The sequence below is a fragment of the Pseudoalteromonas sp. SG44-1 genome (assembly GCF_014164315.1).
In the GTDB taxonomy this organism is placed as follows: domain Bacteria; phylum Pseudomonadota; class Gammaproteobacteria; order Enterobacterales; family Alteromonadaceae; genus Pseudoalteromonas; species Pseudoalteromonas rhizosphaerae.
The window spans coordinates 1-25,933 of record NZ_JACJEW010000016.1 but is presented as its reverse complement, the minus strand read 5'-3'; the positions used below and the strand labels follow the sequence as shown (position 1 = coordinate 25,933).

General features: G+C 39.4%; 25 protein-coding genes. 6 read left to right on the top strand and 19 right to left on the bottom strand.

Annotated features, from left to right (window positions below; translation table 11 throughout):
• Positions 1 to 117: 117 nt before the first annotated feature.
• Complete coding sequence (locus H5187_RS09580) at positions 118 to 1,125, top strand: isocitrate dehydrogenase (RefSeq protein WP_182718661.1); 1,008 nt, start codon at positions 118 to 120, stop codon at positions 1,123 to 1,125.
• 64 nt (positions 1,126 to 1,189) lie between these two features.
• Here H5187_RS09580 and H5187_RS09575 read toward each other — a convergent pair whose 3' ends face one another.
• A complete protein-coding gene (locus H5187_RS09575; protein WP_310736615.1) occupies positions 1,190 to 4,198 on the bottom strand; it encodes an immune inhibitor A domain-containing protein in 3,009 nt (1,002 codons plus the stop codon).
• 567 nt (positions 4,199 to 4,765) lie between these two features.
• Here H5187_RS09575 and H5187_RS09570 point away from each other — a divergent pair.
• Together H5187_RS09570 and ilvN are read left to right on the top strand one after the other, a co-directional pair.
• Complete coding sequence (locus H5187_RS09570) at positions 4,766 to 6,490, top strand: acetolactate synthase 3 large subunit (protein WP_145235824.1); 1,725 nt, start codon at positions 4,766 to 4,768, stop codon at positions 6,488 to 6,490.
• Positions 6,490 to 6,987 carry an acetolactate synthase small subunit gene (ilvN, locus tag H5187_RS09565; RefSeq protein ID WP_182767905.1) on the top strand — a complete coding sequence of 166 codons (498 nt, stop codon included), beginning with the start codon at positions 6,490 to 6,492 and terminating at the stop codon, positions 6,985 to 6,987. Before H5187_RS09570 ends, ilvN begins: the two co-directional genes overlap by 1 nt.
• Positions 6,988 to 7,056: 69 nt before the next feature.
• Here ilvN and H5187_RS09560 read toward each other — a convergent pair whose 3' ends face one another.
• The 15 genes from H5187_RS09560 to H5187_RS09490 all read right to left on the bottom strand — a co-directional run bounded on the left by H5187_RS09560 (position 7,057) and on the right by H5187_RS09490 (position 18,294).
• Complete coding sequence (locus tag H5187_RS09560; RefSeq protein ID WP_145235830.1) at positions 7,057 to 7,332, bottom strand: HU family DNA-binding protein; 276 nt, start codon at positions 7,330 to 7,332, stop codon at positions 7,057 to 7,059.
• A gap of 208 nt (positions 7,333 to 7,540) precedes the next feature.
• Positions 7,541 to 8,074: a DUF3833 domain-containing protein gene (locus H5187_RS09555; RefSeq protein WP_149980180.1), complete on the bottom strand. Its 534-nt coding sequence runs from the start codon at positions 8,072 to 8,074 to the stop codon at positions 7,541 to 7,543.
• Position 8,075: 1 nt separating this feature from the next.
• A complete protein-coding gene (locus H5187_RS09550; protein ID WP_182718659.1) occupies positions 8,076 to 8,567 on the bottom strand; it encodes a chalcone isomerase family protein in 492 nt (163 codons plus the stop codon).
• A gap of 44 nt (positions 8,568 to 8,611) precedes the next feature.
• The gene (locus H5187_RS09545) at positions 8,612 to 9,082 is read right to left on the bottom strand and encodes a DUF2878 domain-containing protein (protein ID WP_310737467.1); all 471 of its coding nucleotides are present in this window, start codon (positions 9,080 to 9,082) and stop codon (positions 8,612 to 8,614) included.
• 19 nt (positions 9,083 to 9,101) lie between these two features.
• Positions 9,102 to 10,364, bottom strand: a complete 1,263-nt coding sequence (locus H5187_RS09540; protein ID WP_182718657.1) for a cyclopropane-fatty-acyl-phospholipid synthase family protein — start codon at positions 10,362 to 10,364, stop codon at positions 9,102 to 9,104.
• Positions 10,365 to 10,390: 26 nt separating this feature from the next.
• Entirely contained in the window at positions 10,391 to 11,125 is a 735-nt protein-coding gene (locus H5187_RS09535) for a DUF1365 domain-containing protein (RefSeq protein WP_182797804.1), read from the bottom strand.
• The gene (locus tag H5187_RS09530; protein WP_182718655.1) at positions 11,118 to 12,374 is read right to left on the bottom strand and encodes an NAD(P)/FAD-dependent oxidoreductase; all 1,257 of its coding nucleotides are present in this window, start codon (positions 12,372 to 12,374) and stop codon (positions 11,118 to 11,120) included. The genes H5187_RS09535 and H5187_RS09530 overlap by 8 nt, the downstream gene beginning before the upstream one ends.
• Positions 12,371 to 13,081 (bottom strand): SDR family NAD(P)-dependent oxidoreductase, encoded by a 711-nt coding sequence (locus H5187_RS09525; RefSeq protein ID WP_182718654.1) that lies wholly within the window; start codon positions 13,079 to 13,081, stop codon positions 12,371 to 12,373. Before H5187_RS09525 ends, H5187_RS09530 begins: the two co-directional genes overlap by 4 nt.
• On the bottom strand, positions 13,081 to 13,509 hold the full coding sequence (locus H5187_RS09520) for a nuclear transport factor 2 family protein (protein ID WP_145235859.1): 429 nt from the start codon (positions 13,507 to 13,509) through the stop codon (positions 13,081 to 13,083). Before H5187_RS09520 ends, H5187_RS09525 begins: the two co-directional genes overlap by 1 nt.
• Position 13,510: 1 nt before the next feature.
• Complete coding sequence (phrB, locus tag H5187_RS09515) at positions 13,511 to 14,905, bottom strand: deoxyribodipyrimidine photo-lyase (RefSeq protein WP_182740058.1); 1,395 nt, start codon at positions 14,903 to 14,905, stop codon at positions 13,511 to 13,513.
• A complete protein-coding gene (locus tag H5187_RS09510) occupies positions 14,905 to 15,858 on the bottom strand; it encodes a DUF523 and DUF1722 domain-containing protein (protein WP_145235868.1) in 954 nt (317 codons plus the stop codon). The genes phrB and H5187_RS09510 overlap by 1 nt, the downstream gene beginning before the upstream one ends.
• Before the next feature lie 8 nt (positions 15,859 to 15,866).
• Complete coding sequence (locus H5187_RS09505) at positions 15,867 to 16,529, bottom strand: ChrR family anti-sigma-E factor (RefSeq protein WP_182761711.1); 663 nt, start codon at positions 16,527 to 16,529, stop codon at positions 15,867 to 15,869.
• A complete protein-coding gene (locus H5187_RS09500) occupies positions 16,522 to 17,145 on the bottom strand; it encodes a sigma-70 family RNA polymerase sigma factor (protein ID WP_182740069.1) in 624 nt (207 codons plus the stop codon). The genes H5187_RS09505 and H5187_RS09500 overlap by 8 nt, the downstream gene beginning before the upstream one ends.
• A gap of 66 nt (positions 17,146 to 17,211) precedes the next feature.
• A complete protein-coding gene (locus tag H5187_RS09495) occupies positions 17,212 to 17,790 on the bottom strand; it encodes an LON peptidase substrate-binding domain-containing protein (RefSeq protein ID WP_182784498.1) in 579 nt (192 codons plus the stop codon).
• A gap of 213 nt (positions 17,791 to 18,003) precedes the next feature.
• Positions 18,004 to 18,294 (bottom strand): hypothetical protein, encoded by a 291-nt coding sequence (locus tag H5187_RS09490; RefSeq protein ID WP_149980170.1) that lies wholly within the window; start codon positions 18,292 to 18,294, stop codon positions 18,004 to 18,006.
• A gap of 255 nt (positions 18,295 to 18,549) precedes the next feature.
• Between H5187_RS09490 and trhA the strand changes: the two genes are divergently transcribed.
• Complete coding sequence (gene trhA, locus H5187_RS09485) at positions 18,550 to 19,188, top strand: PAQR family membrane homeostasis protein TrhA (RefSeq protein ID WP_182740059.1); 639 nt, start codon at positions 18,550 to 18,552, stop codon at positions 19,186 to 19,188.
• Positions 19,189 to 19,197: 9 nt separating this feature from the next.
• On the opposite strand, the gene H5187_RS09480 is transcribed toward trhA, so the two are convergent.
• Together H5187_RS09480 and H5187_RS09475 are read right to left on the bottom strand one after the other, a co-directional pair.
• A complete protein-coding gene (locus tag H5187_RS09480; protein ID WP_145235885.1) occupies positions 19,198 to 19,503 on the bottom strand; it encodes an MGMT family protein in 306 nt (101 codons plus the stop codon).
• Complete coding sequence (locus tag H5187_RS09475) at positions 19,504 to 20,397, bottom strand: LysR family transcriptional regulator (RefSeq protein WP_145235888.1); 894 nt, start codon at positions 20,395 to 20,397, stop codon at positions 19,504 to 19,506.
• A 122-nt stretch (positions 20,398 to 20,519) separates the two neighbouring features.
• Here H5187_RS09475 and H5187_RS09470 point away from each other — a divergent pair, with 122 nt between their 5' ends.
• Positions 20,520 to 21,602, top strand: a complete 1,083-nt coding sequence (locus H5187_RS09470) for an efflux RND transporter periplasmic adaptor subunit (RefSeq protein WP_145235892.1) — start codon at positions 20,520 to 20,522, stop codon at positions 21,600 to 21,602.
• Between the two features lies 1 nt (position 21,603).
• Positions 21,604 to 24,666 carry an efflux RND transporter permease subunit gene (locus H5187_RS09465; RefSeq protein WP_145235895.1) on the top strand — a complete coding sequence of 1,021 codons (3,063 nt, stop codon included), beginning with the start codon at positions 21,604 to 21,606 and terminating at the stop codon, positions 24,664 to 24,666.
• A gap of 60 nt (positions 24,667 to 24,726) precedes the next feature.
• Here H5187_RS09465 and rluF read toward each other — a convergent pair whose 3' ends face one another.
• A complete protein-coding gene (gene rluF, locus H5187_RS09460; RefSeq protein ID WP_182767903.1) occupies positions 24,727 to 25,650 on the bottom strand; it encodes a 23S rRNA pseudouridine(2604) synthase RluF in 924 nt (307 codons plus the stop codon).
• Positions 25,651 to 25,933: the final 283 nt, after the last annotated feature.

Genomic DNA, 25,933 nt, shown 5'->3' with positions numbered 1-25,933 from the left:
AATTCATAACGCAGTTAGCGCTTTATTTAGCACGCTAGAATGGTTAAATATTTAAGTCGATTGGTATAATAATGCGTCACATTTACGTGCATTTCTAACTCGTAATAGGAAAAGTTCATGGCCAAACAAACCATCACAGTGATCAAAGGCGACGGCATCGGTCCGAGTATTATTGATTCAGCCCTTGAGATCTTAACAGCCGCAGGGTGCGATTTTGATTATGAATTCGTTGATGCAGGTCTTGCAGCCCTAGAAAAGACCGGTGAATTATTACCACAAGATACCATTGATACTATTGCGCGTAATAAAATTACTCTTAAAGGCCCACTAACTACGCCAGTTGGTGAAGGTTTTACTTCAATCAATGTAACATTACGAAAGCAGTTTGGTTTATACGCCAATGTACGCCCAGTAAAGTCATTTGTTGGCACCAAAGCACGTTATGAAGACATTGATATCATCACGGTACGTGAAAATACGCAAGGTATGTATTCAGGTTTAGGCCAAGTGACATCAGAAGATGGCAACGAAGCACAAGCAATGTCTATGATCACCCGTGAAGGTGCTGAAAAAATCGTTACTTTTGCCTACGAACTAGCCGTGCGTGAAGGTCGTAAAAAAGTGACAGCGGTTCACAAAGCTAACATTTTAAAATCAACTTCAGGTTTATTCTTAAAAGTAGCTCGTGAAGTTGCTGAGCGTTATCCTGAAATTGAATCAACTGAAATGATTGTTGATGCAACCTGTATGAAACTGGTAATGAGCCCTGAAGAGTTTGACGTTATCGTTACTACAAACCTGTTTGGTGATATTTTATCTGATCTATGTGCTGGTCTAGTAGGCGGTTTAGGTATGGCACCTGGCGCTAACATCGGTGAAGATGCAGCAATCTTTGAAGCAGTTCATGGCAGCGCACCTGATATTGCTGGTAAAAATTTAGCAAATCCAACCTCTGTTATTTTGGCATCTATTCAAATGTTAGAGCATTTAGAAATGGGCGAAACTGCAGAGCGTATTCGCAGTGCTGTAGCTGACGTAATTAAATCGGGTGATCGTACCACTCGCGATTTAGGTGGCAGTCACGGTACTACTGACTTCACTCAAGCTGTTATCGACCGTTTATAAACCAAACCTAGATTATTAGCATTATAATAAAAGCCAGTATTTACTGGCTTTTTTGTCACTTAGTTTATGCTTGTCTCTTTGTTCGAAAACTGAGCGGTAGCAGTAACAATAACCAAAATATACTTCCGCCACTGGAGCCTGAACTGGCAACTTGTTTTTGCACTGTTACCATAAGCTTGCTAGACGGTAAGGTGTTTTTTATGCCTTTTGCAGAGGTATCAGTCACGATCAGTGTCACTGTATAACTTCCCGCTTGGTTATAAGTATGTGTAGGATTAGCCCGTTGGCTTACAGCACTGCCATCTCCAAAATCCCAACTGTAAGTGTAATTATTAAACCCGCCTTTGGTATCACTGTTAAAATTAACCAGTAAATCTTTTGCACTGTAACTGGCCTGTGTTGTAAGTAATACATTTGCCGACACTTGGGTTGCAAAAGACTGCATAGCGCCATTTGCATCAGTTACAATAACGCTCAAGGTATAATCGCCACTGTATTCATAGCGGTAGTTAATGCTCTGCCCTTTCGCAGTTGAGCCATCACCTAATTGCCATGCATAGTCATAAGGTGCTTGACCACCTGATACAGTGACTTTTGCAGTAACATTGCCTTTCTCTATACTGGTATCCACACTAGAAATTGATAACGGCGCAGTAAGCACAAAAGTCATCGATTCTTGAAACTGCTGCCCTTGTTCATTAGTACGAGTAAAACCCACAGTGTAACTACCGTAATCGGCAAATTTATGATTTGGATTCAATTCATCACTACTTTGTCCATCACCAAACTGCCAGTTAAAACTATCGGTTGGGGTCAACGCCATTCCTTTAATTTCAAAACTCGCTTCGAGATCATTAGTAATTACATTGATCCCAGACTGTGGTGTATAGCCTAAATTCAATTCAATTGAGCTATTATTAATCGCTTGCTCAACAATAGAAAAATTAAAACCAAACGTTGAAACTTTTACACCAGAGGCCGGTTGCGTGGCAAAACTGTAATCATTATTATCATTAAACTCAGTGATTGCTGTTAACTGCGTATCGCCTAAACCTTGGCGCTGATCATAAAGACTAAAAGCAGCATCTCTTAACTGAATCGTAGTACTGGCAGGTGCGCTGCTATTACCTTTTGCAATGGCATTTTGATCGGCATCAACAACCAATATAAACCCTTCACCAATATGCTCAGGAGTATTATTATCTGTATACTGTTCATTAGCAGACCAAAGTAATAAACCCGGTGAATACTGCTCAACTTGTAAACCACTATCTATTCCTAAATAACTACGTAACTGTAAATAGTAATTGTGTGGTTTTGCATAGATGTGATCCCCCACTCGGCTAAAGCCATCAAGTTGTGCTTGTGTTGACTGCTCTGCATTATCTTGCCAAACGAAAGTATCACCTTGGCTAATGGTCATATCATCAACCACTAGACCAAAATAATGAGTATAAGTGTCCGTTTTATAGTTAAAACTAAGTGTGATTGTTTGACCAGCATAAGCTGATAAGTCAAAACGATGCCGTAAATAATTATTCGGCTGCTGAGCGTCATTTACTGAACTTGAAGACCCTGTTATATATGGACCAATGTCTCCATAAAATGGATTGACTGCTTGAGTATATTGCGAAGCAATAGGCTGTGCGTTTACTAATACTTGAGCATAATCATAATCCGTTTCAATGCTGTAATAGGCACTTAAATCAAGATAAGTAGGCTGCGTACTTGCAGGTATATTAACTGTAAATGTCATACTTTTTGAAACATTATCACCACTGCCAGAGTAGTATTGCAAGTGCCCTTCTACTGCTTGATAAAACGGTTGTAAGTTGGTTGGTAGGGTGATTTTTAACTGGTTTAATTCAGTTGATACCCCACTACTATGGCGAAGTATTTGCTGTTGATTGGTATCGATTTCGTCTAACGATATCGTCGTTTGATTAAGCCAGTTTCCTTGATAACGGTTTTGTAAGTACTCGAGTGCATAAGGACTGAACATCACCGGCTGTGAGCCACGAGGTGAGCCTGCCCAACTACCACCAGACATCACAGACCAAAGCGCAACTGGCTCCCCCAGCGCACTGCCGGTTAAATCATATTCATCAGGCAAACCTAAGTCGTGACCAAACTCATGTACCACCACGCCAATACCAGCATCGATAGGATTTATAGTATAACCAAATAAACGAATACTACTGCCATCAACCGCACTTGGCTGATTGTTTTGGTCGTACACATAAAAACGATGTGACCAAATTGCATCAGTACCCAGTACGCCACCACCGGCTTCCTCACCTATACTCGAGTGGAAAATCATAACATGGTCAATAATCCCATCAGGTTCATTGGTGATCCCATCACCATCACGATCATCCAAATCTGTTAAATCATAATCGGCTAAATTAATATTAAATTTGGCTACGGCTTTTTCTACCGCTTCATGCACTAAACTAGGGGCATCAATATCATTATTACCCCCTTGGCGAGCCCCATAACTTTTCGCATCATTATCGGCTGTTACCCAGCCATAAACTTGACCCGTAAATGCTAAGCTTTCCCCTGAGGCTTGCTGATAGTATTGATACGCTGTTTGCAACGGTTGCTGCTGTGGACCTGAGTAACCATCAGTAGCGAACAACATTTGTTGGTAATGCTGCTGACTATAGCTTGAGTAGTACATATCGCTATCAACTGCGGCTAAGCCATTATCATCATGAGGTAAGTCAGGAAAATCAACCAATATAGCCAACACTTTTACGGTATTGTGCGTCGAGTTAGGTAACTGCGAAGACACACTCGCTAAGCGCTGAGCCATTTTTCGTTGTTGGGTTAAAACTTGAGGGTTAAGCTGCCGACGTGAATGCATCGATTCACCACGGCCAATATAATCAGACAATAATTTGTCATGCGCTATTTTATCGTCAAGCTGCCCGCGTTTATCTAACCAATATAAAATTCGCTCTTTGTTAACGACCCCAATATCAGTTGGGCTACTATTTTGTGGTTTTGCCACACTCTGTTGACTTAACAATGCCAAAGTCAGGCCACATAACAATTGTGAGTATTTCACAGGATCACCTATCAACAACTCCATAACGATAATAATAGCGAATAATTTATATACTTACATTACATTTATAGATATACAGTGAATATCGCCACGCTTCAAAAAAGCATAATTTCTTTGCTTTTAACGGTTAAAAATGCAATTTAAAGCAACTTTTAAATATAAAAACAATTAATTTGGAATTTTAATGCAACATTGCCGTTTTGGCTGTTGACATTAGCTGGCAAAACCTTTAAAAATAAGACTATTAAATTTGTAGACTAAATGAGTTATTCGGCTATCTCAGCGCAATAACTCATTTGAACTTATATAACAAATACCGAGAAGAAAAATAACGTTATGAAATATCAATTTCACCTAGTCACTGTACTCGTACTGGTCTTAGTTTTAAGCCCAGCGGGGATGTATTAGAAGGTGAAATAGCTTTTTAAAAACCCCCGCCCTAAGCGGGGGTTTTTTTATGCATTTAAATTATACGGTAATTGCACAGAATAAATGGGGAGTGCGTGCAATAGCACATTATTACTCATGATAATAATCAATCGGTAACAGGCACACAGAGGAATGAGGATGAGTACACAACAATATAATGGCTCCGAACTAGTTGTTCAGGCATTAAAGGCATTGAAGGTAAAATATATATTTGGCTACCCCGGTGGCTCAGTATTAGATCTTTATGATGCATTATTTCAGCAAGATGATGTTGAGCATATTTTAGTTCGTCATGAACAAGCAGCAACCCATATGGCTGATGGTTATGCACGTGCCACAGGTGAAGTGGGCGTAGTATTAGCAACATCAGGTCCAGGTGCGACAAACTGTATCACGGGGATCGCTACAGCCTATATGGATTCTATTCCTATGGTAGTGCTATCCGGTCAAGTGCCGACTAACTTAATTGGTGATGATGCATTTCAAGAAACCGATATTGTTGGTTGCTCTCGGCCAATCGTAAAACACAGTTTTAACTGTCGTAGCGCAAAAGATATTCCTAAAATTTTGGCTAAAGCATTTTATATTGCAAGTACTGGACGCCCAGGTCCTGTGGTCGTAGAACTGCCAAAAGATATGTTAAACCCTGCACTTAAATTTGATTTTGAGTTTCCAGCAACCACAGAGCTGAGAACCTATAGCCCAAATACCAAAGGCCACCCAAAGCAAATTCGCAAAGCCGTTGCCGCTATTTTAGAAGCTAAAAAACTGGTCATTTACTCTGGTGGCGGGATTATTATTTCTAACACTTCAGAGCAACTGACTCATTTGGTTGAATCACTCAATGCACCAATCACTAATACCTTAATGGGATTGGGCGGTATTTCCGGGGTTCACCCTAATTTCGTTGGTATGCTAGGTATGCACGGGAGCCTTGAAGCAAATAAGGCGATGGCAAATGCCGATGTGATCTTAGCTCTAGGCGCCCGATTTGATGACAGGGTAACCAATAACGTGAAGAAATTTTGTCCCAATGCGACGATTGTTCATGTTGATGTTGATCCGACCTCTATTTCAAAAACGATCAAAGCCCACATTCCAGTCGTCGGTTGTTTATCAACCGTACTTGAGCAATTACAGACAGCCATAGATAAAAGTCCAATCAAAATTGATCGTAGTGCTCAAGAAGATTGGTGGCGTCAGATCATTAGCTGGCGTGAACAAAAATGTTTAAGCTACAGCACCGCGGGCGATAAAATAAAGCCTCAGGCCGTCATTGAAGCAATTTATAAAGCTACCAATGGTGATGCCTATATAAGCTCTGATGTAGGTCAGCATCAGATGTTTGCGGCGCAGTACTACCCGTTTAAAAACCCGCGCCAATGGATCAACTCAGGGGGTCTTGGCACTATGGGCTTTGGTCTGCCAGCGGCAATGGGAGTAAAACTTGCGTTCCCGGATAAAGAGTCAGTGTGTGTCACCGGTGATGGTTCGATTCAAATGAACATTCAAGAACTTTCGACATGTTTACAATATAACTTGGCTGTAAAAGTGGTGTCACTGAATAACCGCTCTCTGGGTATGGTGCGTCAATGGCAAGATATGGTCTATGGCGGTCGTCACTCATCGTCGTATATGGAATCGTTACCTGATTTCGTCAAACTTGCTGAAAGTTATGGCCATGTCGGTATTCGCGTTAATACTCTTGATGAACTACAGCCGGCAATCGATAAAGCCATGTCGATCACTGACCGTTTAGTGTTTTTAGATATTCTTGTTGATGAAAATGAACATGTATACCCAATGCAAATTAAGCTTGGAGCAGTTGATGAAATGTGGTTACGTAAAGGAGTGAAAGCATAATGCGTCGTATATTATCTATTTTACTTGAGAATGAACCAGGCTCATTGTCGCGTATTGTTGGCCTATTCTCACAACGAGCTTATAACATCGATAGTTTAACCGTTGGCACAACAGACGATCATTCTTTATCACGTATTACTATCACTACCATGGGTGATGACCGTGTGGTTGAGCAAATCACTAAACAGGTTAATAAATTAGTTGATGTATTAAAAATTATTGATCTAACTGAAATGGCGCATATTGAACGTGAGCTGCTATTAGTAAAAGTATTCGCTCAAGATGAAGCTAAAAGAGCGGCAGTAACGCGAGTGGTCGATGTATTCCAAGGGACTATTTTAGACATGGGTCGCAACAGCTACACATTGCAGCTTGTTAGTAGCACAGATAAAATTGAATCGTTTTTAGATACCTTACGTCATGAGACAGACATAATTGAAGTTGTACGCTCTGGTGCGGTAGGTATTGGCCGCGGTGATAAAGCACTAAAAGCTTAAACCTTAGATTAATGAGCAGATACAAAAAAAGGGCTAATTAGCCCTTTTTTATTTAACCAATCTAATTGATTAAGGATTAACTTGATCTTTAAGACCTTTACCTGCTTTAAAGCTTGGGATAGTTGCCGCTGAAATTTGGATTTCGGCACCAGTTTGTGGGTTACGGCCAGTACGTGCAGCACGCTCTTTTACAGAGAAAGTACCAAAACCAACTAGTGCAACTGAATTACCTTCTTTTAAAGAAGAAGTAACAGCACCAGTGAATGCGTCAAGTGCGCGTGTAGCTGCTGCTTTAGAGATTTCTGCATCAGTAGCGATTTTTTCAACTAATTGAGCTTTATTCATTTGTTAAATTCCTATTCGTTATTATTTTGCCTTCGCAAAACCTATCTTTATGCATTTTTTAAGTATTGGCAACAGCAAAATGCTTTTTTCGCGTAAATTCTTAAAAAATGAGTAAATTTTAAATAATTGCCGAAATAAATATTGATTTAAAGATTAACCAACAATGAATTTAAGCAGTATTTAATAAATCAATATGACAATTTGTTTATCATTCAACTTTTTCGATAACTAAGGTCACTTCCCCAACCTCAATGCCAAACTTATCAATAGCTGTACGGTTAATCAAGCGCGATTGTGTTACCAGATACATCCAATCATCTAAATTAACTTCAATGGTGTCATCTCCATAGGGTAATTTAAGGGTATATTGCCAATGAAATACACTGCCATTACTTTTTCCTTTCGCGATACCTATCACATCACCTGCAGTGCCAGTTAAAGTATTGTCAGCATTGAGTGTTATTTTCCACACTCGGCGTTGGGTTTCACCATCGTCGTAAACGAAATCTTCCTCTATAACGCCGTTATTGCCATCCCAACTCGCATTCATGTCAACGACCATCTTACGGGTTACTTCACCTTTAAAGTCTTGGACAACGCCATAGGCTTTCAATTTGCCATTAAAAAATTGTTTAAAATTAAATTCTGGCTGACTTCCTTGGTAATACTCAACATCTGGCGCAGCACAGCTACTTAATAAAAATGTGCAACTAAGTAAAAATAATATAGTAATTCGCTTCATGTTATTGCCCTATTAGTTGTTTTCGCATCTGTGGCTCAGAGGTATTAGCATCAAGCCAAATAGCTAAAAAGTCATCCGCAAAACCACTTTGCTCTATAGCCCCTAGCTTTTTATCATTAAAATAAAATGTGCCAATACCATTTTCATCCGTAATGAACGATAGCGATTCACCTTTTTTGATATCCGGCCAAAGCGCAGCTAACTGTGCATCGTATTTTTTAATGATCTCTTTTTTGCCCAAATGCTGCCATTGTTCGTTCGTCGCTTTGATTATGTCCTTGGCAGCAAAATCGCGTAAATAGGTCAATGTCAGTTTAGTGGGGTGATTGCCAAACTGATAGCTCCCCGATGGGGTTGCTAACTGCGCCTGATAAACATCCCAAAATAGATACTCAAAACGAGCCTCACCGACCACTTTAAAATCAGCAGCAAAGCTTCGGCTGCATACCAATACACTTAAAATAATTAGCCCTTTAGTTAATCTTGCTATCATTACCGGACTCCAAATTTCTAAGTTAAATAGTTACACCTGTATGTTCATTTATGTTCAGAAACTAACAGGTACTTTTTGCTGTATGTATTTATAATCCTGATAAAATTGAACATAAACGACCAAGCTAAACCATATATAAGCCAAAATTGCCAAACTACAGGATGAACCTCTAACGCCCCAAAGCGTGCACCAGCAATATAACTTGCGGGGGCAAAAACTGCACAGAGCAACAGCGCTAAATACCAAGGCGTGCGATGCAAAAATTGCATTGATGTATTGATGGTTAACAGTAAAGCACACCAAAGTAATACAAACCACAATGGAAAGGGCGATATACTAAAAGATAAAAAGCCAACCTCAACCATCAAATATTCAAAGCTTAACGAGATCATTAAGCCATAGCACAGTAACAGCATATCTTGTTGCTTTTGTTGCGACAGACATAACATCACTATGATGATTAATAAAATCGGTATGATAGCGCGCTGCTCAAGGAATAATGCTAAAAACCACACTCCTTGAAACAGCAAAAAATTAATAACTGAGCGCAATGTCATCACTTGAATGGTTAAAACGCGGTTTACGGGCAACTAAATGCACTGTACTGGTTACTCGCGCCCTAAATGCGCCTTCACAGTAAGCTAAGTAAAATAACCATAATCGATAAAAGCGCTGGTCAAACTTAACTTTGTCGATTTCTGGCCAGCTTGCGATAAACCGTGTGCGCCAATCAGCTAAGGTTCTTGCATAATGAACGCCGATATCGTTAATGCTGTGTACCACCATGTCTGATTGACTTTTTATTTGCTTATTCATTTCATCAATACACGGTAAACAACCACCAGGGAAGATATACTGCTGAATAAAATCAGAATTTTTCAGGTAATGTTGATAGCGTTGATCAGCAATTGTAATTGCTTGGATCAGCATTGCACCACTGTCTTTGAGTAAGTCATTACATTTTTTGAAAAAGCTGGGTAGGTATTCATGACCAACCGCTTCTATCATTTCTATTGACACTAGCTTATCGTAACTGCCTTCGAGTAAACGATAATCTTGTTTCAATAAGGTTATCTTATCTTCAAGCCCCAACTGGATAATTTTTTCTGCCACAAACGCATGTTGCTCATCAGAAATAGTTGTAGTAGTAACGTGGCAGTCATAATGTGTTGCAGCATGAATGGCAAACGCTCCCCACCCTGTGCCAATTTCAATAACCGTTTCACCGGGTTGTAAATCTACTTGTTGGCAGATTAAATCAAGCTTATGACTTTGTGCTTGCTCAAGAGAAGCATCTTTTGATGGGTAGACAGCGCTTGAGTAAAGCATTTCAGTGCTTAAAAATGATGAATACAACTCATTGCCTAAATCGTAATGAGCAACAATGTTTTTCTTTGAACCTTGCTCAGAATTTTTGTTTTTACGGTGATTTATTCGATTGTAAAGATTACTAATAAACGCAAACTTACGTTCAAATTGGTCCAGTTGAGCCTGATTAATGGCAAAAATTTCAATCAACTGAGTTAAGTTAGTACATTCCCACTGGCCCAAAATATAAGCTTCGCCAGCTCCGACACTGCCAGAGAGCGCAAATGCTTTATACATTGCCGGATTATTAACAACTACTTTAGCCTGCAAGTGACTTTGAGGATCACCAAAGTGTTGAACGTCGTTACCATCAACTAGGGTAATTGCGCCAACTTCAATGCTATCAAACGCACCAATGACTAACTTTTTATACAGCTTACTTAACAAGCTACTTGATGCGTTATCAGCTAAACTGGATATTTTTTCCATCTCATGACCTTCATTATTTTAGCTTATCAATTCTTGCCTGAGTGACCTAAAAAAGGCACTCGCTTACAAAATAGTTTAAACGCCTGTACGTAAATTCCTTTCATCACATTGATGGTCATGGCAGGAAAACGTTTCAGTAACGCAGTAACCGCAGCACGACTGAGTGACTGGCGTTGTAAACGCAAACTGGCAGTAAATAATAGCGTATTATCTTTTTTATTTTCTATATGGATCATAGTATTGTGCTTTGTTAAACGCACTTTCCAGTGGTAATCCATATCTAAACTCATAAATGGTGATACGGAGAAAGCCTTTTTAAAGTTCACTTTCCTGTGTAAATCAACCAAGTAATAGTGTCGCTCGTTCCAGGGGGTATTACTCACTTCAGCAACCATATAGGGAAAATCGCCATCAGCCGTTTCATAGAAGAAAAAGTTAACTGGGCTAAAATACACCCCAAAACAGCGCAGCTGTCCGAGCATATAGACATTACTAAACGGAGCAGTAATCCCCAGCTCGACAATTTTATTAATTGCTCGTTGTTTGATTGGTTGTTGAGTATCTAAATCACGATTAAGATAATCGGATTGTTTAAATTTAAGTGCTTTAAAGCCTGTTGTTCCAAGCCAAGGGTGAACACCATCAAGTTGCTGAGGAGCATTAAGATCAACCCACATCATGTACAACTGATAATTAAAGCTATGCGCTTTAATTGCTAATCGGTGATGACGAACATCACCGATTAAAAGTGCACTATTCAAATTCAACCCCAAGTTTGCGAGCAACATCTACAGCGCTTTTCACGCCGTCTTCGTGAAATCCGTTATACCAATAAGCGCCACAAAAATAACTGTTGTTGGCTCCATCAATAAGCTGTTTCTGTTGCTGAGCAGCAATAGACGTTTTATTGAATACTGGATGATGATACGTAAATTCTCGGAGTATTTTAGTTTTATCAATTCCCTCGCGGTGATTAAGCGTGACACAAAATTGCGTTTTGCTTGTTATGCCTTGCAAAATATTCATTTGATAAGTTACAACAGCAGCTTTATCAAGATTATCGGTAAGTAGATAATTCCAACTTGCCCATGCGGCTTTACGTTTTGGCAGCAAAGCAGTGTCAGTATGCAAAATCACTGAATTTTCAGTGTAGGGAATGGCTGATAAAATTGCTTTTTCATCTGTGCTTGGGTTTTCAAGTAAAGCGAGAGCTTGATCAGAATGACAAGCAAAAATCACTTTATCAAATTGCTCAACAGTACCATTTTTCAATCGGATCAACACCTGCTCCGGGGTGCGAAAAATAGACTGTATATCCGTGTTCAATTTTATTTTATCTTTAAAACCACTGATCAATGGATTGATATATTCCCTTGAACCACCGGGAATAACATACCACTGCGGACGATTAGTAATATCTAATAAGCCATGATTGAAAAAGAATTTTACAAAAAACTCAACGCCAACATTACTCATTTCTTTAATACTTGTTGACCAGATAGCTGCGCCCATTGGCAAAATATAATGGTAACGAAAAAAATCATTAAAACCGTGTTGGTCGAGCAACTGACCTAGCATCTGCTCACTTTGGTAGTCGTTGTCATGATATAGTTTTTTACACAAGGTGTTAAAACGCACAATATCACTAAGTAACTTCCAAAAACGCGGACGAAATATATTGCGCTTTTGAGCAAACAAACTGGCAAAAGTGTGGCCATTGTATTCAAAACCAGTTTGCTGATTATGCACACTAAAACTCATTTCTGTCGGTTGTCGTTCAACGCCGATGCGCTTTAACAGCTTTTCAAAATAAGGGTAAGTGCGATCATTAAAAACAATAAAGCCAGTATCAATAGCACGCTTAACACCATCAACCTGTATATCTATCGTTGCGGTGTGCCCACCAATGTAGTTGTTTTTTTCAAATACCGTAATATCATACTTTTTGTGCAACAAATGCGCGCAGCTTAATCCTGCAATTCCAGAACCTATAATTGCTATTTTTTTCAACGACTTAATCCTTTTGCAAGCATGAGCCAAATTGGCAGCGGCAACATGCGTAAACATTTTAAAATAAGGGTAAAACGATAAGGAAAATGCACCTCTTTGCGGCGCTTAGCGACCCCTTTGATAATATAATTTGCCGCTTTTTCTGCAGTAACTGCCATTGGCATTGGAAAATCGTTTTTTTGAGTCAACGGTGTTTTAACAAAGCCTGGATGCACTAAGGTTACGTCAATATCAGCTAAATCAATGGCTAAACTTTTTGCTAAGTAACTGACCCCAGCTTTTGATGCGCCATATGCTTGTGAGCGCGGTAACGGTAAATAAGTTACGCTTGAACTGACAATCACCAACTGACCACCGGACTTTATCCTCGGTAGTAAAGCCTCAAGACAGTAACCCATCGAAAGCAAATTAGTAGTAACAACGCGGGTAAACAATGCACTGTCAAAATTATGCGCATCATCGATATACTCACAATTGCCAGCATTAAGAATAACGCGATCAAATTGCGTATAAGCAACAGTGCTACTTCGTATTTCTTGTAAATCAGTAGCGTCAAACTGACAACTTTCAATATTCGTTAGTTGCGCAAGTTCGTTTAGTTTTTCTTGGTTACGCCCACAAGCGATCACTGTATCCCCGGCTTGCGCATACAGTTTCGCAAGTTGTTCACCAATACCTGATGTTGCACCTGTTATAAGCGTGATCATTATTCCGCTGCCTTATTATCTATGTATTTAATAATTGAACCGAGAATAGGGATATGTCGATAAAGTAATGCACCAGCATCAAAGTAGTCTTTATGAAGGCTGATTTTGTCACCAGTAAATGTTAACTTGCTATGGCCTGCTACGGCTATTTGCTGGCCATTACTAAGCTTTGGATGGCGATAATACATAGTCCAGTAAACAAAAGCATTATCGCCTACACTAACAGCATCACTGATATCAAACGTGCATTCAATAACATTACTATAAAGTTTAGCAAAATATTGATGTAAGTCAGCTAAACCATCGACTTCATGCAATGGATCAGAAAAGTGAATGTCTGCAGCATAAATATCACTCAGTAAATGTAGATTTTCTTTACTTAGCTTTTGGTATATCGCGATAAATTTATCTGTTCTGTGGTTGCTCATATCATACCTTAAATGCATCAAGCGCTCGTAAGCGAGCCGTTTTATGATCAACGATTGCTGGCCAATAAACTGCTTTTGCTTTGCCGCTTTTCGCTAAATATTCATGTGGAAAATGAATTTGCTTATTCGGCACATTTTCCAACTCCGGTATATATTTACGAATAAAATCACCATCAGGATCAAATCGCTCACTTTGAGTAATCGGGTTGAATATTCTAAAGTATGGCTGGGCATCGCACCCGGTACTTGCAGCCCATTGCCAACCGCCGTTGTTAGACGCTAAATCGCCATCGATCAAATGCTGCATAAAGAAACGTTCACCTTTACGCCAATCAATTAACAAGTGTTTGGTAAGAAAACTGGCAACTACCATTCGTAAGCGATTATGCATCCAGCCAGTTTGAATAAGCTGTCTCATAGCGGCATCAACAAGCGGGTAGCCTGTTTTACCTTCACACCAAGCAGTGAAATCAGCCTCATCAGTTCGCCACTTTACTGGGTCATATTTCTCATTAAAATTGTTATATTTATTAAGTTTTGGATAAGCCACAATTAAATGACGATAAAACTCACGCCACACTAACTCGTTGACCCAAGTAAATAAATTGCTTTTAGAGCTACTTAAAACATCGACATATTGTTGCTGTACAAGAGCAATTAATTGCTGAACGCTGACAATGCCTAAAGCTAAATACGGACTTAAGCCTGATGTGCCTTTAATACTTGGAATATCTCGCTGATCTTTATAACTGAGTAATTTATCGCTGATAAAGCGGGCACAGATTTGACTTAATGACGCATCATCAACTGGCCACTTATGTGAGGAATCATCACCGGTAAGTAACGCTGAACCTTGCCAAGGTATTGGGCTAAACATTGTCGGGGGGGCTTGAAAATAAAAATGAGTATCTTGATATTGCTTTAGCCAGGCATTTTTAAAAGGGGTGAACACCTTAAACATCTCACCACTTTGATTCAGTACCGTTCCAGGCGGTGCAACCACGTCACCATCAAACAAGGTGACTGATACTTTAAGTTCATCAGTATGATGTAAAAATGCGTTATCGCGCTCAACTTCATTAATTTCATATTCTTTATTGGCAAATAACTGCGTTACTGAATGTCGCTGGCAGAATTCGCTTAACTGCTGCACACATCCTGCGTAATTACCCGCTTCAATGATATGCAAGGTGATGCCATTATCAGCTAGTAACTGACCTAAGAAGTTTAACCTTCGTTTTAGCAAATCAATTTGTATTGAAGCAACACCATGGCGTTGCCATTGTTGCTCAGTGATAAAAAATATAGCGTCTTTACAACCATTGTCGATTGCTTGATAAAGGGCATGATTATTAAAAAGGCGCAAATCGCGCCTAAACCAAAATACAGTGTTCATTAAATTCCGTAGCGTAATTTAAGTTCGTGAGGATAAGGGTTGAAGTAAACTTGCTTTGCTAAGTATTCGTTTGGATGTACTTTCAAATGATGTTTTAAGAGTGTCAGCGGTACATACAGCGGCACTAAACCTGAGCGATACTCATCAATTGCATCTCGTAACTCTTCTTTTTCAATTTTGGATAAATGTTTTTTAAAGTAGCCTTGTAAGTGCATTAAAGTATTGCTGTTATTTTTGCGTGAGGCAGGTCTTTTCAGCGCTGCCATTAAACCTGCAATATAATCGTCAGCAAGCTGCTCAAAATCATCGCCAACATAGGTGCCCAGTAAATTACCAAGATCTTTATATGCCTGATAATTGTGAGCCATTAACAAATACTTATATTGCGCATGAAACTGCGTTAACCTATGCAGGGTTGCTGGTTGTTGACGCAATAATTGCCAGTTTTTATAAGTAAACACTCGCATTACAAAGTTTTCACGCAAGTGCATATCATTTAAACGACCATTTTCTTCACACGGTAACAATGGGTTGTGAGCCATAATTTGCGCAGCAAAAAAACCCACGCCTTCTGATGTATTACCGGTGCCTGCTTCATTGTATATTTTGATCCGTTCCATGCCGCAGCTTGGACTTTTAGCACAAAAAACAAAGCCGCTTAATTGTGCAGCCTGCTCTGTGGCAACTTTTTTACCGTACTCTGTCAATTGTGGGCCAACATCACCACTGCCGTCAGGACGGCACACTTTAATAGTTGTGCCTACTTTAACCTGTCTAATTGTCGGTCTTGGGATCGGTAGACCTACCGCCACTTCAGGACAAAAACGCTTATATTCAACATGTTTAGCGAATTCATCCATGCAAAAATTTGATTTTTTATGGCCACTATCAAACCGAACTTTCTCACCTGCAAGGCATGCACTGATGCCTATTTGAATAGTCGATTGCTGCATATACACTCCTAGTAAATCAAATTGCCAATTGGATTGAGTAACTTACTCAGTCCTTTATTAAAGTGTAGAGCACTACTGACTACTGTGTAACATAAACAGCCTTTTTCTGTGATCGGAGTGTGTTGATGACGACCATCGAGCCACATAAAGTCGCCAGGCACATAATGATCGTCTTCATCACTAAACTCACCATCGAGTAATAAAGTCAGTTCAAAACCAGTGTGGGTATGTTCAGGGATTTCCCCACCAGCATCTATGTGTAGCAAACTCGAACGTAGCGCACCATCATCGAGAGCGATACGAGAACGTGATAACTTACCCATTTGCATAAACTTACTATGTGAAATACGGGCAAGAGCACGAGGCAATTGATAATTTTGCTGATTGACAAGGATAGTTTGTGGCGTCACTTTATATACATCATCAACACTATCGTCAGCGGTAATTGCATCAAGTAATGATAGTTCATCAATAGCTAAATCTGTAGTTTGCAGTTGTTCATTATGATGCGCAAACACATCTACAGCATTTTGCGCTTCAATGCGTTGCACTTTATCTTTACAGCAACTACACATGTCAAGATGAATAGCGACAGCAACACTGATACTCGCCGGTAATGACGCATTACAATACTGCGCTAATAGCGCATCACTTGGGTGATGTTTAATCATTGCGGTCTCCCATTTCATTGCGTAATTTTTGTAACGCTAAACGTAAACGTGACTTCACAGTACCAATTGGAATATTCAATTGATCTGCAAGTTGCTCTTGTGACATATCTTGAAAATAAACGCCTTTAACAACATCGCGTTGAGCTTGAGGTAATTTATCGAGGTAATTTTTGATTTGCTGGTTTTCAAGATGATCACTAAATTCATGGTCGGCATTATCATGTTGCTCAACTAGCGGCCAAATATCTTCGCTAATATTGTCTTCTTTGTTACTTTTCATTTTTCTGAGCATATCAAATGATGCGTTACGCATTACGGTATATACCCACGTTGTAGCTGCACCTTTATCATTATTATAAAGATGTGCTTTTCGCCACACTGAGGTAAGGGTGTCTTGCACTAATTCCATCGCTTGCGCTTCTGAATTAAATTGCTTAATACCAAAGCGTTTTATTTTCGGTGAAAAGTACGCAAATAAATAAGCAAAAGCCTGTTTATCACGATTAGCTGCAACCGCAGATAATGCATCTGCAAGTTCTTTGCTTGGCGTTTGTGGCATGGCAGTGTAATTACCTGTGTTAGGTTCACAACGTGTTGAAAGTTGTTGACTTACCATCATAATATTCCTATTAGTGTTCTTGCTTGTGCAATACGCAGAGCAACTAAAATAAGATCATATTAATTAGGAAAATTCGTTATTAATCACAGTATGAAGGAAAGAGTGGATATTCGCAAAGTCCGATTTAAAGGCAAGCTGTTGTTTTTTATCAATTGAAATAGGTAATAATTCAAGCCATCTTGCAAGCACCCAGTTTAGATCATCAAAGTGTGTCTGGCGGTATAAATCGGTTAACTCTAGATTAGCAGCAAACAACTGCTCTAGTGCCGTTACTAAATATGAATCATCGCGCTCTAAGTTGTGAGGTTGTTCAAACCAAAGAGATGTTTTAGGTGCAGATAGCTGACCGAAACGCAGTTGCTGTTTATCTTGAGTTATATCAGTTAACTCAACTACAGATTTGGCCACCACATCAATTAATAGTTGTCCTTGTTGATCTTGTGAAAAGTCAATAATATCAACTAAGCATCCATACTTAGGAACGTTGAGATAACTATCAACATCGTACTGGCAAAGTACGAAACCATGATCATTTTTAAGTGATTCTTTGACCATATCAAGATAGCGAGGTTCGAAGATACGTAACCGCGTATACCCGCTTGGTAGAATAAATACCGGTAATGGAAAGATTGCACGTTTCATAAGGCTTACTACATCAGTTTAACTATGCATTACGTTACGTGCACCGCAGCAAATAAGATCAACGTTACTGATTATTACTTATCGCTATCCCCTTAGCCTATGTTTAACCACTGCCCTACGTTGCGTAATAATTCAACTGAGGCATACACACTTAATAAGCTCACTACAGGTGCTAACATTAAAGCTAATAATCCTAATTCGCTGCTCATTGCCTTAATCCTCAACTTTTACTGCATTGCTAGTTGCAACGAGTTGTGATGTATTTTCCGCAACTTTAGCTGATTGCTCACTATGCTGTGAAAGCAGTTCAGTTAACATTTTTTGCGAATCACTAAACAATGACTGTTTTAATTTGCTTTGTAATTCATCACTCGTACTTTCAATATAATGTGCAATGCTGTTTGATAGCGTTTGAGTGATATCTAATTGACCGTCATTTGCACTTGCTTGTGTAGAACCAACAACCAAAAGTGCTGCAACAGATAGTTTAATAATGCTTTTCATGATGGTATTCCCTATTGTGTTATTAAGTTAGTCGCTATTACTTAATCAAAGGTTGTGCCAACCACGAAATAAATTTTAACCAATTGTTTTTTATGCACTTTAAATCACATAAGTGCATAACCTTTTGATGATGTGAATTTTAAAACCATTCAAAGTGGTTAAAAATACTAAAATATAGTCAATAAATAAGCATTGAAAGTTTCAGCGTACACTTGTACACTCAAACCCATATTAATGTTTTACGATGAGTATGTGATGTCGGTTGAACCCGCTTATTCTAAAAAAGAAGAGCAACTTAATAGCTTGTCTCACGGCGCAGGCGTTGTATTTTCACTGTTTGTATTGTGGGAGCTTACCGGCAAGATACACACGATTGAAGCAACGGTCAGTGCAATTATTTATGGCGGTAGTTTATTGTTGCTGTTTTTATCATCTACGCTTTATCACAGCAGTAGCAGCATAGGTGCGCGGGCTTTTTATAAAAAATGTGACCACTGTGCTATTTATATTTTGATTGCAGGCACTTACACCCCTTTTTTAGTACTCTCATTAACCGGAATTTGGTCGATTTTAACGCTGGTATTTATATGGTCTTTAGCACTTGGCGGAGTGTGCTATAAATTAATGGTGAAAAAACAAAACAAAAAGGTGTCTTTATCAACATATTTATTAATGGGTTGGTTTGCAGTTGCAATTGTCTACCCGCTTTATTTAAATGTGCCAGTAAATGCACTATGGTGGTTACTCAGTGGAGGGATTTTGTATAGTCTCGGCACACTCTTTTATAGTGCTAAAAGTCGTCAATATAGCCACGCACTTTGGCATGTATTTGTGATTGCAGGCTGTGTTTGTCACTATATTGCAATCAGCCGCTATATTATTACGGTCGGTTAAATTTTTTAATTAGTCCCACTGAAATTGACGCATATTAACACGACCATTTTTAAAAATTACGCCTTCACTTTGCAGTAATTGATATTGCTTTTGGTACTGCGCTGTCCCTTCAGGAAAAGAAATTTTACCTTGGCTGTTGATTACTCTATGCCAAGGTATGCTTGAATCTTTTGGCATTAACTTTAATAACCGCCCTACTAGCCGAGCATTATTTAGCAATCCTGCCATTGCCGCTACTTGTCCATAACTGGCTACTTTTCCTGGCGGTATATTCGCCATCACAGTATAAATTTTGTCTTCTTTACTGGCTTGCATTTACGACCCTAAAAACGTTTTACTTAACTGCTTAAAATCTTGCCACACGGCTCTTGCCACGGGTCCATGATGAGTGGCATTTTGTCGGAATACTCTGATCTGTGCGCTAAACGTATTTTCTCTGTCTAGTATTTTAATTTGTTGTAATACACCACTTTCAAGTTCATTTTGACAATGCGCTAAACTCATCATTGCCCAGCCAGCTCCCGATAATAAAAACGATTTTAAAGTTGATATATCATCAATTTTCATCATGGTAGAGCCTTTTGAATACGATAAACGATCAGAGTCAAAACTCATATCACTTTCAAACATCGCTAAACAAGGAAAGTTCTGTAATTGTTGATAAGTTACTTTATCTGGCACTAATCCTGTCACACTAACAATACCAATATCGAGCTTGCCAATCGGTAAACTTTCTAAATCGCCTGTAGCATGAAACAAATCAAACCACGGACCAATCCCTAAGTCTGCTTGTCCTTTATTAACTTGCTCAAGAGAAACAAAGCGTTTTCCGCTGGTTACACTAAACTCGGTGCTGGTATGTTTAACAAAAGCATTGCAAATAATATCGTTATACAGTGCTTGGTGACATAACTGCTCATAACAAATTTTGTAATTTGCTTCATTACCAAGTGCAAGTTCACTGGCCAGTTGTGCTAAATGTGCCTGAGCATCTAATAATAATGCTGCTTCGCGATGATAAATACGACCCTTTTCAGTTAATTGCAATCGATAATGGCTACGATCTAATAATTCAAAACCAAGCTCAGCTTCAAGTTTCTTAATAGCTAACGTTAAAGCTGGTTGCGATTTATACAGTGCTAAAGCAGCTTGCGACAAGCTTTGAGTGCGAACAATGGCATCAAGCATTTTTAACTGCACTAAGTTCATAATGGTCCAACTTAAAATCATAAATTTTATTTATGATCTTTTTAAAATTTAATAATTTTTATTTTATATGTTCGCGGCGTATGCTGCACCTAATTTATGTTTTCATAGCCACGGAGAAGACCATGAAACTGTCGCCAGTTTTAATTATATCTACATTAATACTGAGTTTAGTCGCCTGTAAAGAATCAAATACCGACACTCACGTCGAACAAGCTATTCGTCCAGTAAAACTATTTGAAATTGATACTAACTCAGATCAGACAATACGCAGTTTTCCGGCAGAAGTAGTGGCAAATCAAGGCTCTTATTTGGCGTTTAGAGTTAACGGTGAGTTATTAGAGTTCCCGGCATTGGCGGGTCAACATGTTGAAAAAGATCAACTCCTTGCCAAGTTAGACCCTGAAGATTTTCAACTGCAATATGATGAGCGAAAAGCACGTTTTGAATTGGCGCACTCGCAACTTGAACGCGTACAAAAACTATTTAATAAATCAATTACCAGTCAATCCGAACTTGATCAGGCACTTGCCAATAAACAGGTAGCTGAGTCGGCATTAAAAATTGCAAAAACCAACTTAGATAATAGCGAATTACGTGCCCCTTTTAGCGGCACCGTTTCCAAAGTGTTTGTTAAAAACTTTGAAAATATCCAAGCAAAACAAAACATTCTTCGCTTAGAAACCCGTGATTTAATGGATGTGATCATTCAAGTACCCGAAAAACTAATCGCCCGTATTGATAAAGACATTGACTATCAGCCAAGCGTGGTTTTTGACGGTTTTCCAAATAAATCATATACCTTAATGATTAAAGAATTCGACACCCAAGCAGATCCAGCCACATTAACTTACAAGGTGGTATTTTCATTACCTGTGCCTAAGGATTTTAACCTGTTGGCAGGCATGACCGGCAGTGTAGATATTGATCTAAGTAAAGTTACTCACTCGCAATCACACTATATTTTACTCCCTGTTGAAGCGGTGTTCTCTGAACCAACACAGCCTACTAATAACAGCTATGTCTGGCTATACGATCCACAGACTGGCAAGGTGAAAAAGCAAGCTGTTGAAGTTGGCCAATTACATCGACGTGGTATTGAAGTGCTTGCTGGTTTAGAGCAAGGTCAAACTGTGGTCGCGGCTGGTGTTCACTACCTTAAAGAAGGCATGCAAGTACGTCCGTGGCAAAAAGAGCGAGGCTTATAAAATGAGCATTGCTGAACTTGCCATAAAACAAAAGGTCGTCAGTTGGATGTGCGCGCTATTACTATTAATCGGTGGCGTAGTATCTTATTTAGGACTTGGTCAGCTTGAGGACCCTGAATTTACAATAAAAAAAGCCATGGTGATCACCTTATATCCTGGCGCTTCACCACAACAGGTAGAAGATGAAGTTACTTTTCCGATTGAAAATGCAATTCAACAATTGCCGTATGTGGATTACGTAACCAGCATTTCATCTCCAGGGAAATCACAAATTACCGTTGAAATGAAAAGCAACTATCGCAAACAAGACTTACGACAAATTTGGGATGAGCTACGACGCAAGATTAACGATAACGCTTCATCACTGCCAAGTGGTGTATACCCAAGTACCATTTTAGATGATTTTGGCGACGTATACGGCGTAATGTATGCCGTCACTGGCGATGGTTACTCTTATGACGAACTAAAAAACTATGTTGATTACTTAAAGCGCGAACTGGTACTCGTTGACGGCGTAGGTAAAGTTACCGTCAGTGGTGAACAACAAGCACAGGTGATGGTTGAAATATCGACGCGTAAGCTGGCGCAGCTTGGTATTGCACCAACTAGAATTTATCAATTATTGCAATCACAAAATACCGTATCGAATGCAGGTAAAATACGCGTAGGCGATGAATCAATTAGACTGCACCCAACAGGCGAATTCAAAGACGTAAAAGAGCTCGAAAATCTACTGATCTCAAAACCAGGTGAAAATGAACTGATTTACCTCGGTGACGTTGCAACTGTGTTTCGTGAATACGCCGAAGTACCTAATAATGTAATCCGTTTTAACCAGCAGCAAGCCTTACTAGTTGGCGTATCGTTTAGCAGTGGTGTAAACGTTGTGGATATAGGCGATAACATTAAAGCGCATTTAGCATCGCTTGAATATCAACGCCCCCATGGCATGGAAATAAATACCGTTTATAACCAACCTGTTGAAGTCGAAAAATCAGTCAATGGCTTTATCATCAGCTTACTCGAAGCTGTCGCTATCGTTATTGTTGTCCTGCTTGTCTTTATGGGCTTTAAAAGTGGCGTACTGATCGGGGCAATTTTATTGCTGACCGTATTAGGTACATTCATTTTCATGAAACTGTTTGCGATTGATTTACAACGAATCTCTTTAGGTGCGCTGATCATTGCATTAGGAATGTTGGTTGATAATGCCATTGTAGTCACCGAAGGGATTTTAATAAACCTAAAGCGAGGGCAAACAAAGATAAAAGCAGCGGCTAATATAGTGGAGCAAACAAAGTGGCCTTTACTTGGCGCAACCGTGATTGCGATTACTGCATTTGCGCCAATTGGCTTAAGCTCTGACGCTAGTGGGGAATTTGCCGGCAGCTTATTTTGGGTATTATTTATCTCATTATTACTAAGCTGGATCACTGCCATCACCTTAACTCCTTTCTTTGCTGACTTAATGTTCAAAGAAACAGAGCTCAAGCAGCAAAGCCATGATGAAGATCCATATCAAGGTGTGATCTTTAATCTATATAAAAGTTTATTAAGCACCTCGATGCGTTTTCGTAAAACCACTTTATTGTTGATGGTCGTTTTATTAGCTAGCTCTGTTTTTGGCTTTAAGTTTATTAAACAAGCGTTTTTTCCAGCTTCTAACACGCCAATGTTTTACGTAGATTATTGGCATACCCAAGGGGCTGATATTCATGCCACTTTAGATGGCGTCGCCAAACTCGAAGCATTCTTACAAAAAGATGAGCTGGTCGAAGAAGTAACATCAACGATAGGACAAGGCGCACCACGGTTTATGTTGACCTACGCACCTGAAAAATCATACCCAGCTTATGGTCAATTAATTATCCGTGTAAAAGACCGCGAAGCAGTGGCGACGATGATTGCAAAAGTTCGCGACTATGAATACAACCATGTATTTGATGCCAAGCTTAAAATAAAACGTATGGAAATAGGCCCTTCTACTGATGCTAAAATAGAAGCGCGTTTTTCGGGGGCTGATCCAGTAGTGCTTCGCCAATTAGCTAAACAAGCAAAAGAAGTGCTAGCAAAAGATGCCGGTGCTTATAATATTCGTGATGATTGGCGTGAACGCTCAAAACTCATTCGCCCGCAACTTAACGAACAAAAAGCGCGGCGTCTGGGTATCGCTAAAACAGACTTGGACCAACTATTATTAACCAGTTTTTCCGGTAAAAAAGTCGGCATTTACAAAGATGGTACTCAACAGATCCCCATTATTGCTCGCTCACCGGCACAAGAGCGTCTTAATGTTGAAAGCCTCCGTGACCTACAAATATACAGCCCAGTATTAGGCGTATTCGTGCCAGTTACTCAAGTGGTGGATGAGTTTGTTGTACAGTGGGAAGACAGCCTAATAATGCGTCGCGATCGCAAACGTACTATTACAGTAATGGCCGATCATGACGTAATAGGCGATGAAACACCCGCTAAACTATTTTCAAGAGTCAGGCCAGGTATTGAAGCAATTAAACTCCCTAATGGCTATGAATTACAATGGGGCGGTGAGTTTGAATCATCAACAAAGGCAAAAAAAGCTATTTTTGGCTCGTTACCTTTGGGCTATTTAGCGATGTTTGCAGTCACTGTGTTGCTATTTAACTCAGTAAAAAAACCACTGGTTATTTGGGCCACAGTACCTTTAGCAATCATCGGTGTCAGCGCCGGCTTGCTAGTGATGAACGCCGCATTTAGTTTTATGGCGCTACTTGGGTTATTAAGCTTAAGCGGTATGTTGATTAAAAATGGCATTGTGTTGGTTGATCAGATCAACCTTGAGCTCAGTGAAGGCAAAGAGCCTTATCAAGCAGTATTTGATTCCGGTGTAAGCCGTGTGCGCCCCGTTGCGATGGCAGCAATCACCACCATTTTAGGAATGATCCCATTATTATTTGATGTGTTCTTCCAATCAATGGCGGTGACGATTATGTTTGGTTTAGGCTTTGCAACCGTGCTGACATTAATCGTAGTGCCGGTGCTCTATACCGTGCTATTTAAAATTGAGGTGCCAAAAGCAAAATAACTGAGGTTTAAATAAAACCAGGAGCACAATTTATGTTGTTCCTGGTTTTACAATTTGATCTTATTTTTTAAGGCTTAATGTGCCTGTGCGAGTGGTGCTATTTCTTCTTGCAGGTTTGGCGTTAATTTGGTCATTTTTAGAATCAAAACGGCCTTGTTTGACATGCTTAGCAAAATCACGCTTTTTATCGTTATCTTTGTAAGGCGTGCGTGCTTGTTTAGGCTTGCTGATATTCGCAGATTGTTTGTTCTCATCCACTGATAACTCCTCGGTTTTGCCCGAGTCGGCAATCGAGTTATTAATCTCAGCCATTTCTTGCTCAGTTAAATGGCGCCACTGGCCAACATTTAAGCCTTTTAACGTGACATTCATGATACGTACGCGTTTTAAGGTGACCACTTCATAGCCCAAGTACTCACACATACGACGAATTTGACGATTCAAACCTTGCGTTAATACAATAGTAAATTGTTGCGGTCCTGTTTGTGTAACTTTGCATTTTTTCGTGACTGTATCTAAAATTGGTAAACCACCTGCCATCTTATTCACAAACTGACGATTTAATGGCTTGTCGACTGTAACAACATACTCTTTTTCATGATTATTGCCTGCACGAAGGATTTTATTGACGATATCTCCTTCATTTGTCAGGAAAATCAACCCTTCTGATGGGCGATCTAAGCGACCAATTGGAAAAATACGATCTGGGTAGTTAACCGCTTTGACGATATTACTTTGAATTTTACGCTCAGTTGTACAGGTTATACCAACGGGTTTGTTGTAAGCGATGTACGCGCGTTTCGGCACTTTTTTCAGCGGCTTACCATCAATCAGTACCGTGTCAGACAATGCTACTTTGACACCCATTTCCGGTCGAATACCATTGACAGTAACACGACCATCTTCAATATATTTATCCGCTTCGCGTCGTGAACAAAAACCAGTGTCACTAATAAATTTATTTAATCGTTTTAAGTCTGTCATGGGCCAAATTCATATTAATTTTAAAGGCCGATATTGTATACCCAAACCACCTTAAGATGCGAGCTCAGTTGAATTTAAAAGCGATTTAGACAAGGCATAGATTGCAAACAATAGAAGCCACTTGTTAAAATTAATAACGCAGTATAAAGCGCCGTTAAACTAAAGTATCCCCAGAATTAGCCTTTATATATCAATGAACTAATAGTATTAAAAAATGTGGGAAGCGAGGGAACATTCATGGTGTTTTGTGATCTTATGAATCGCTTAAAAACAACAGAGCTAA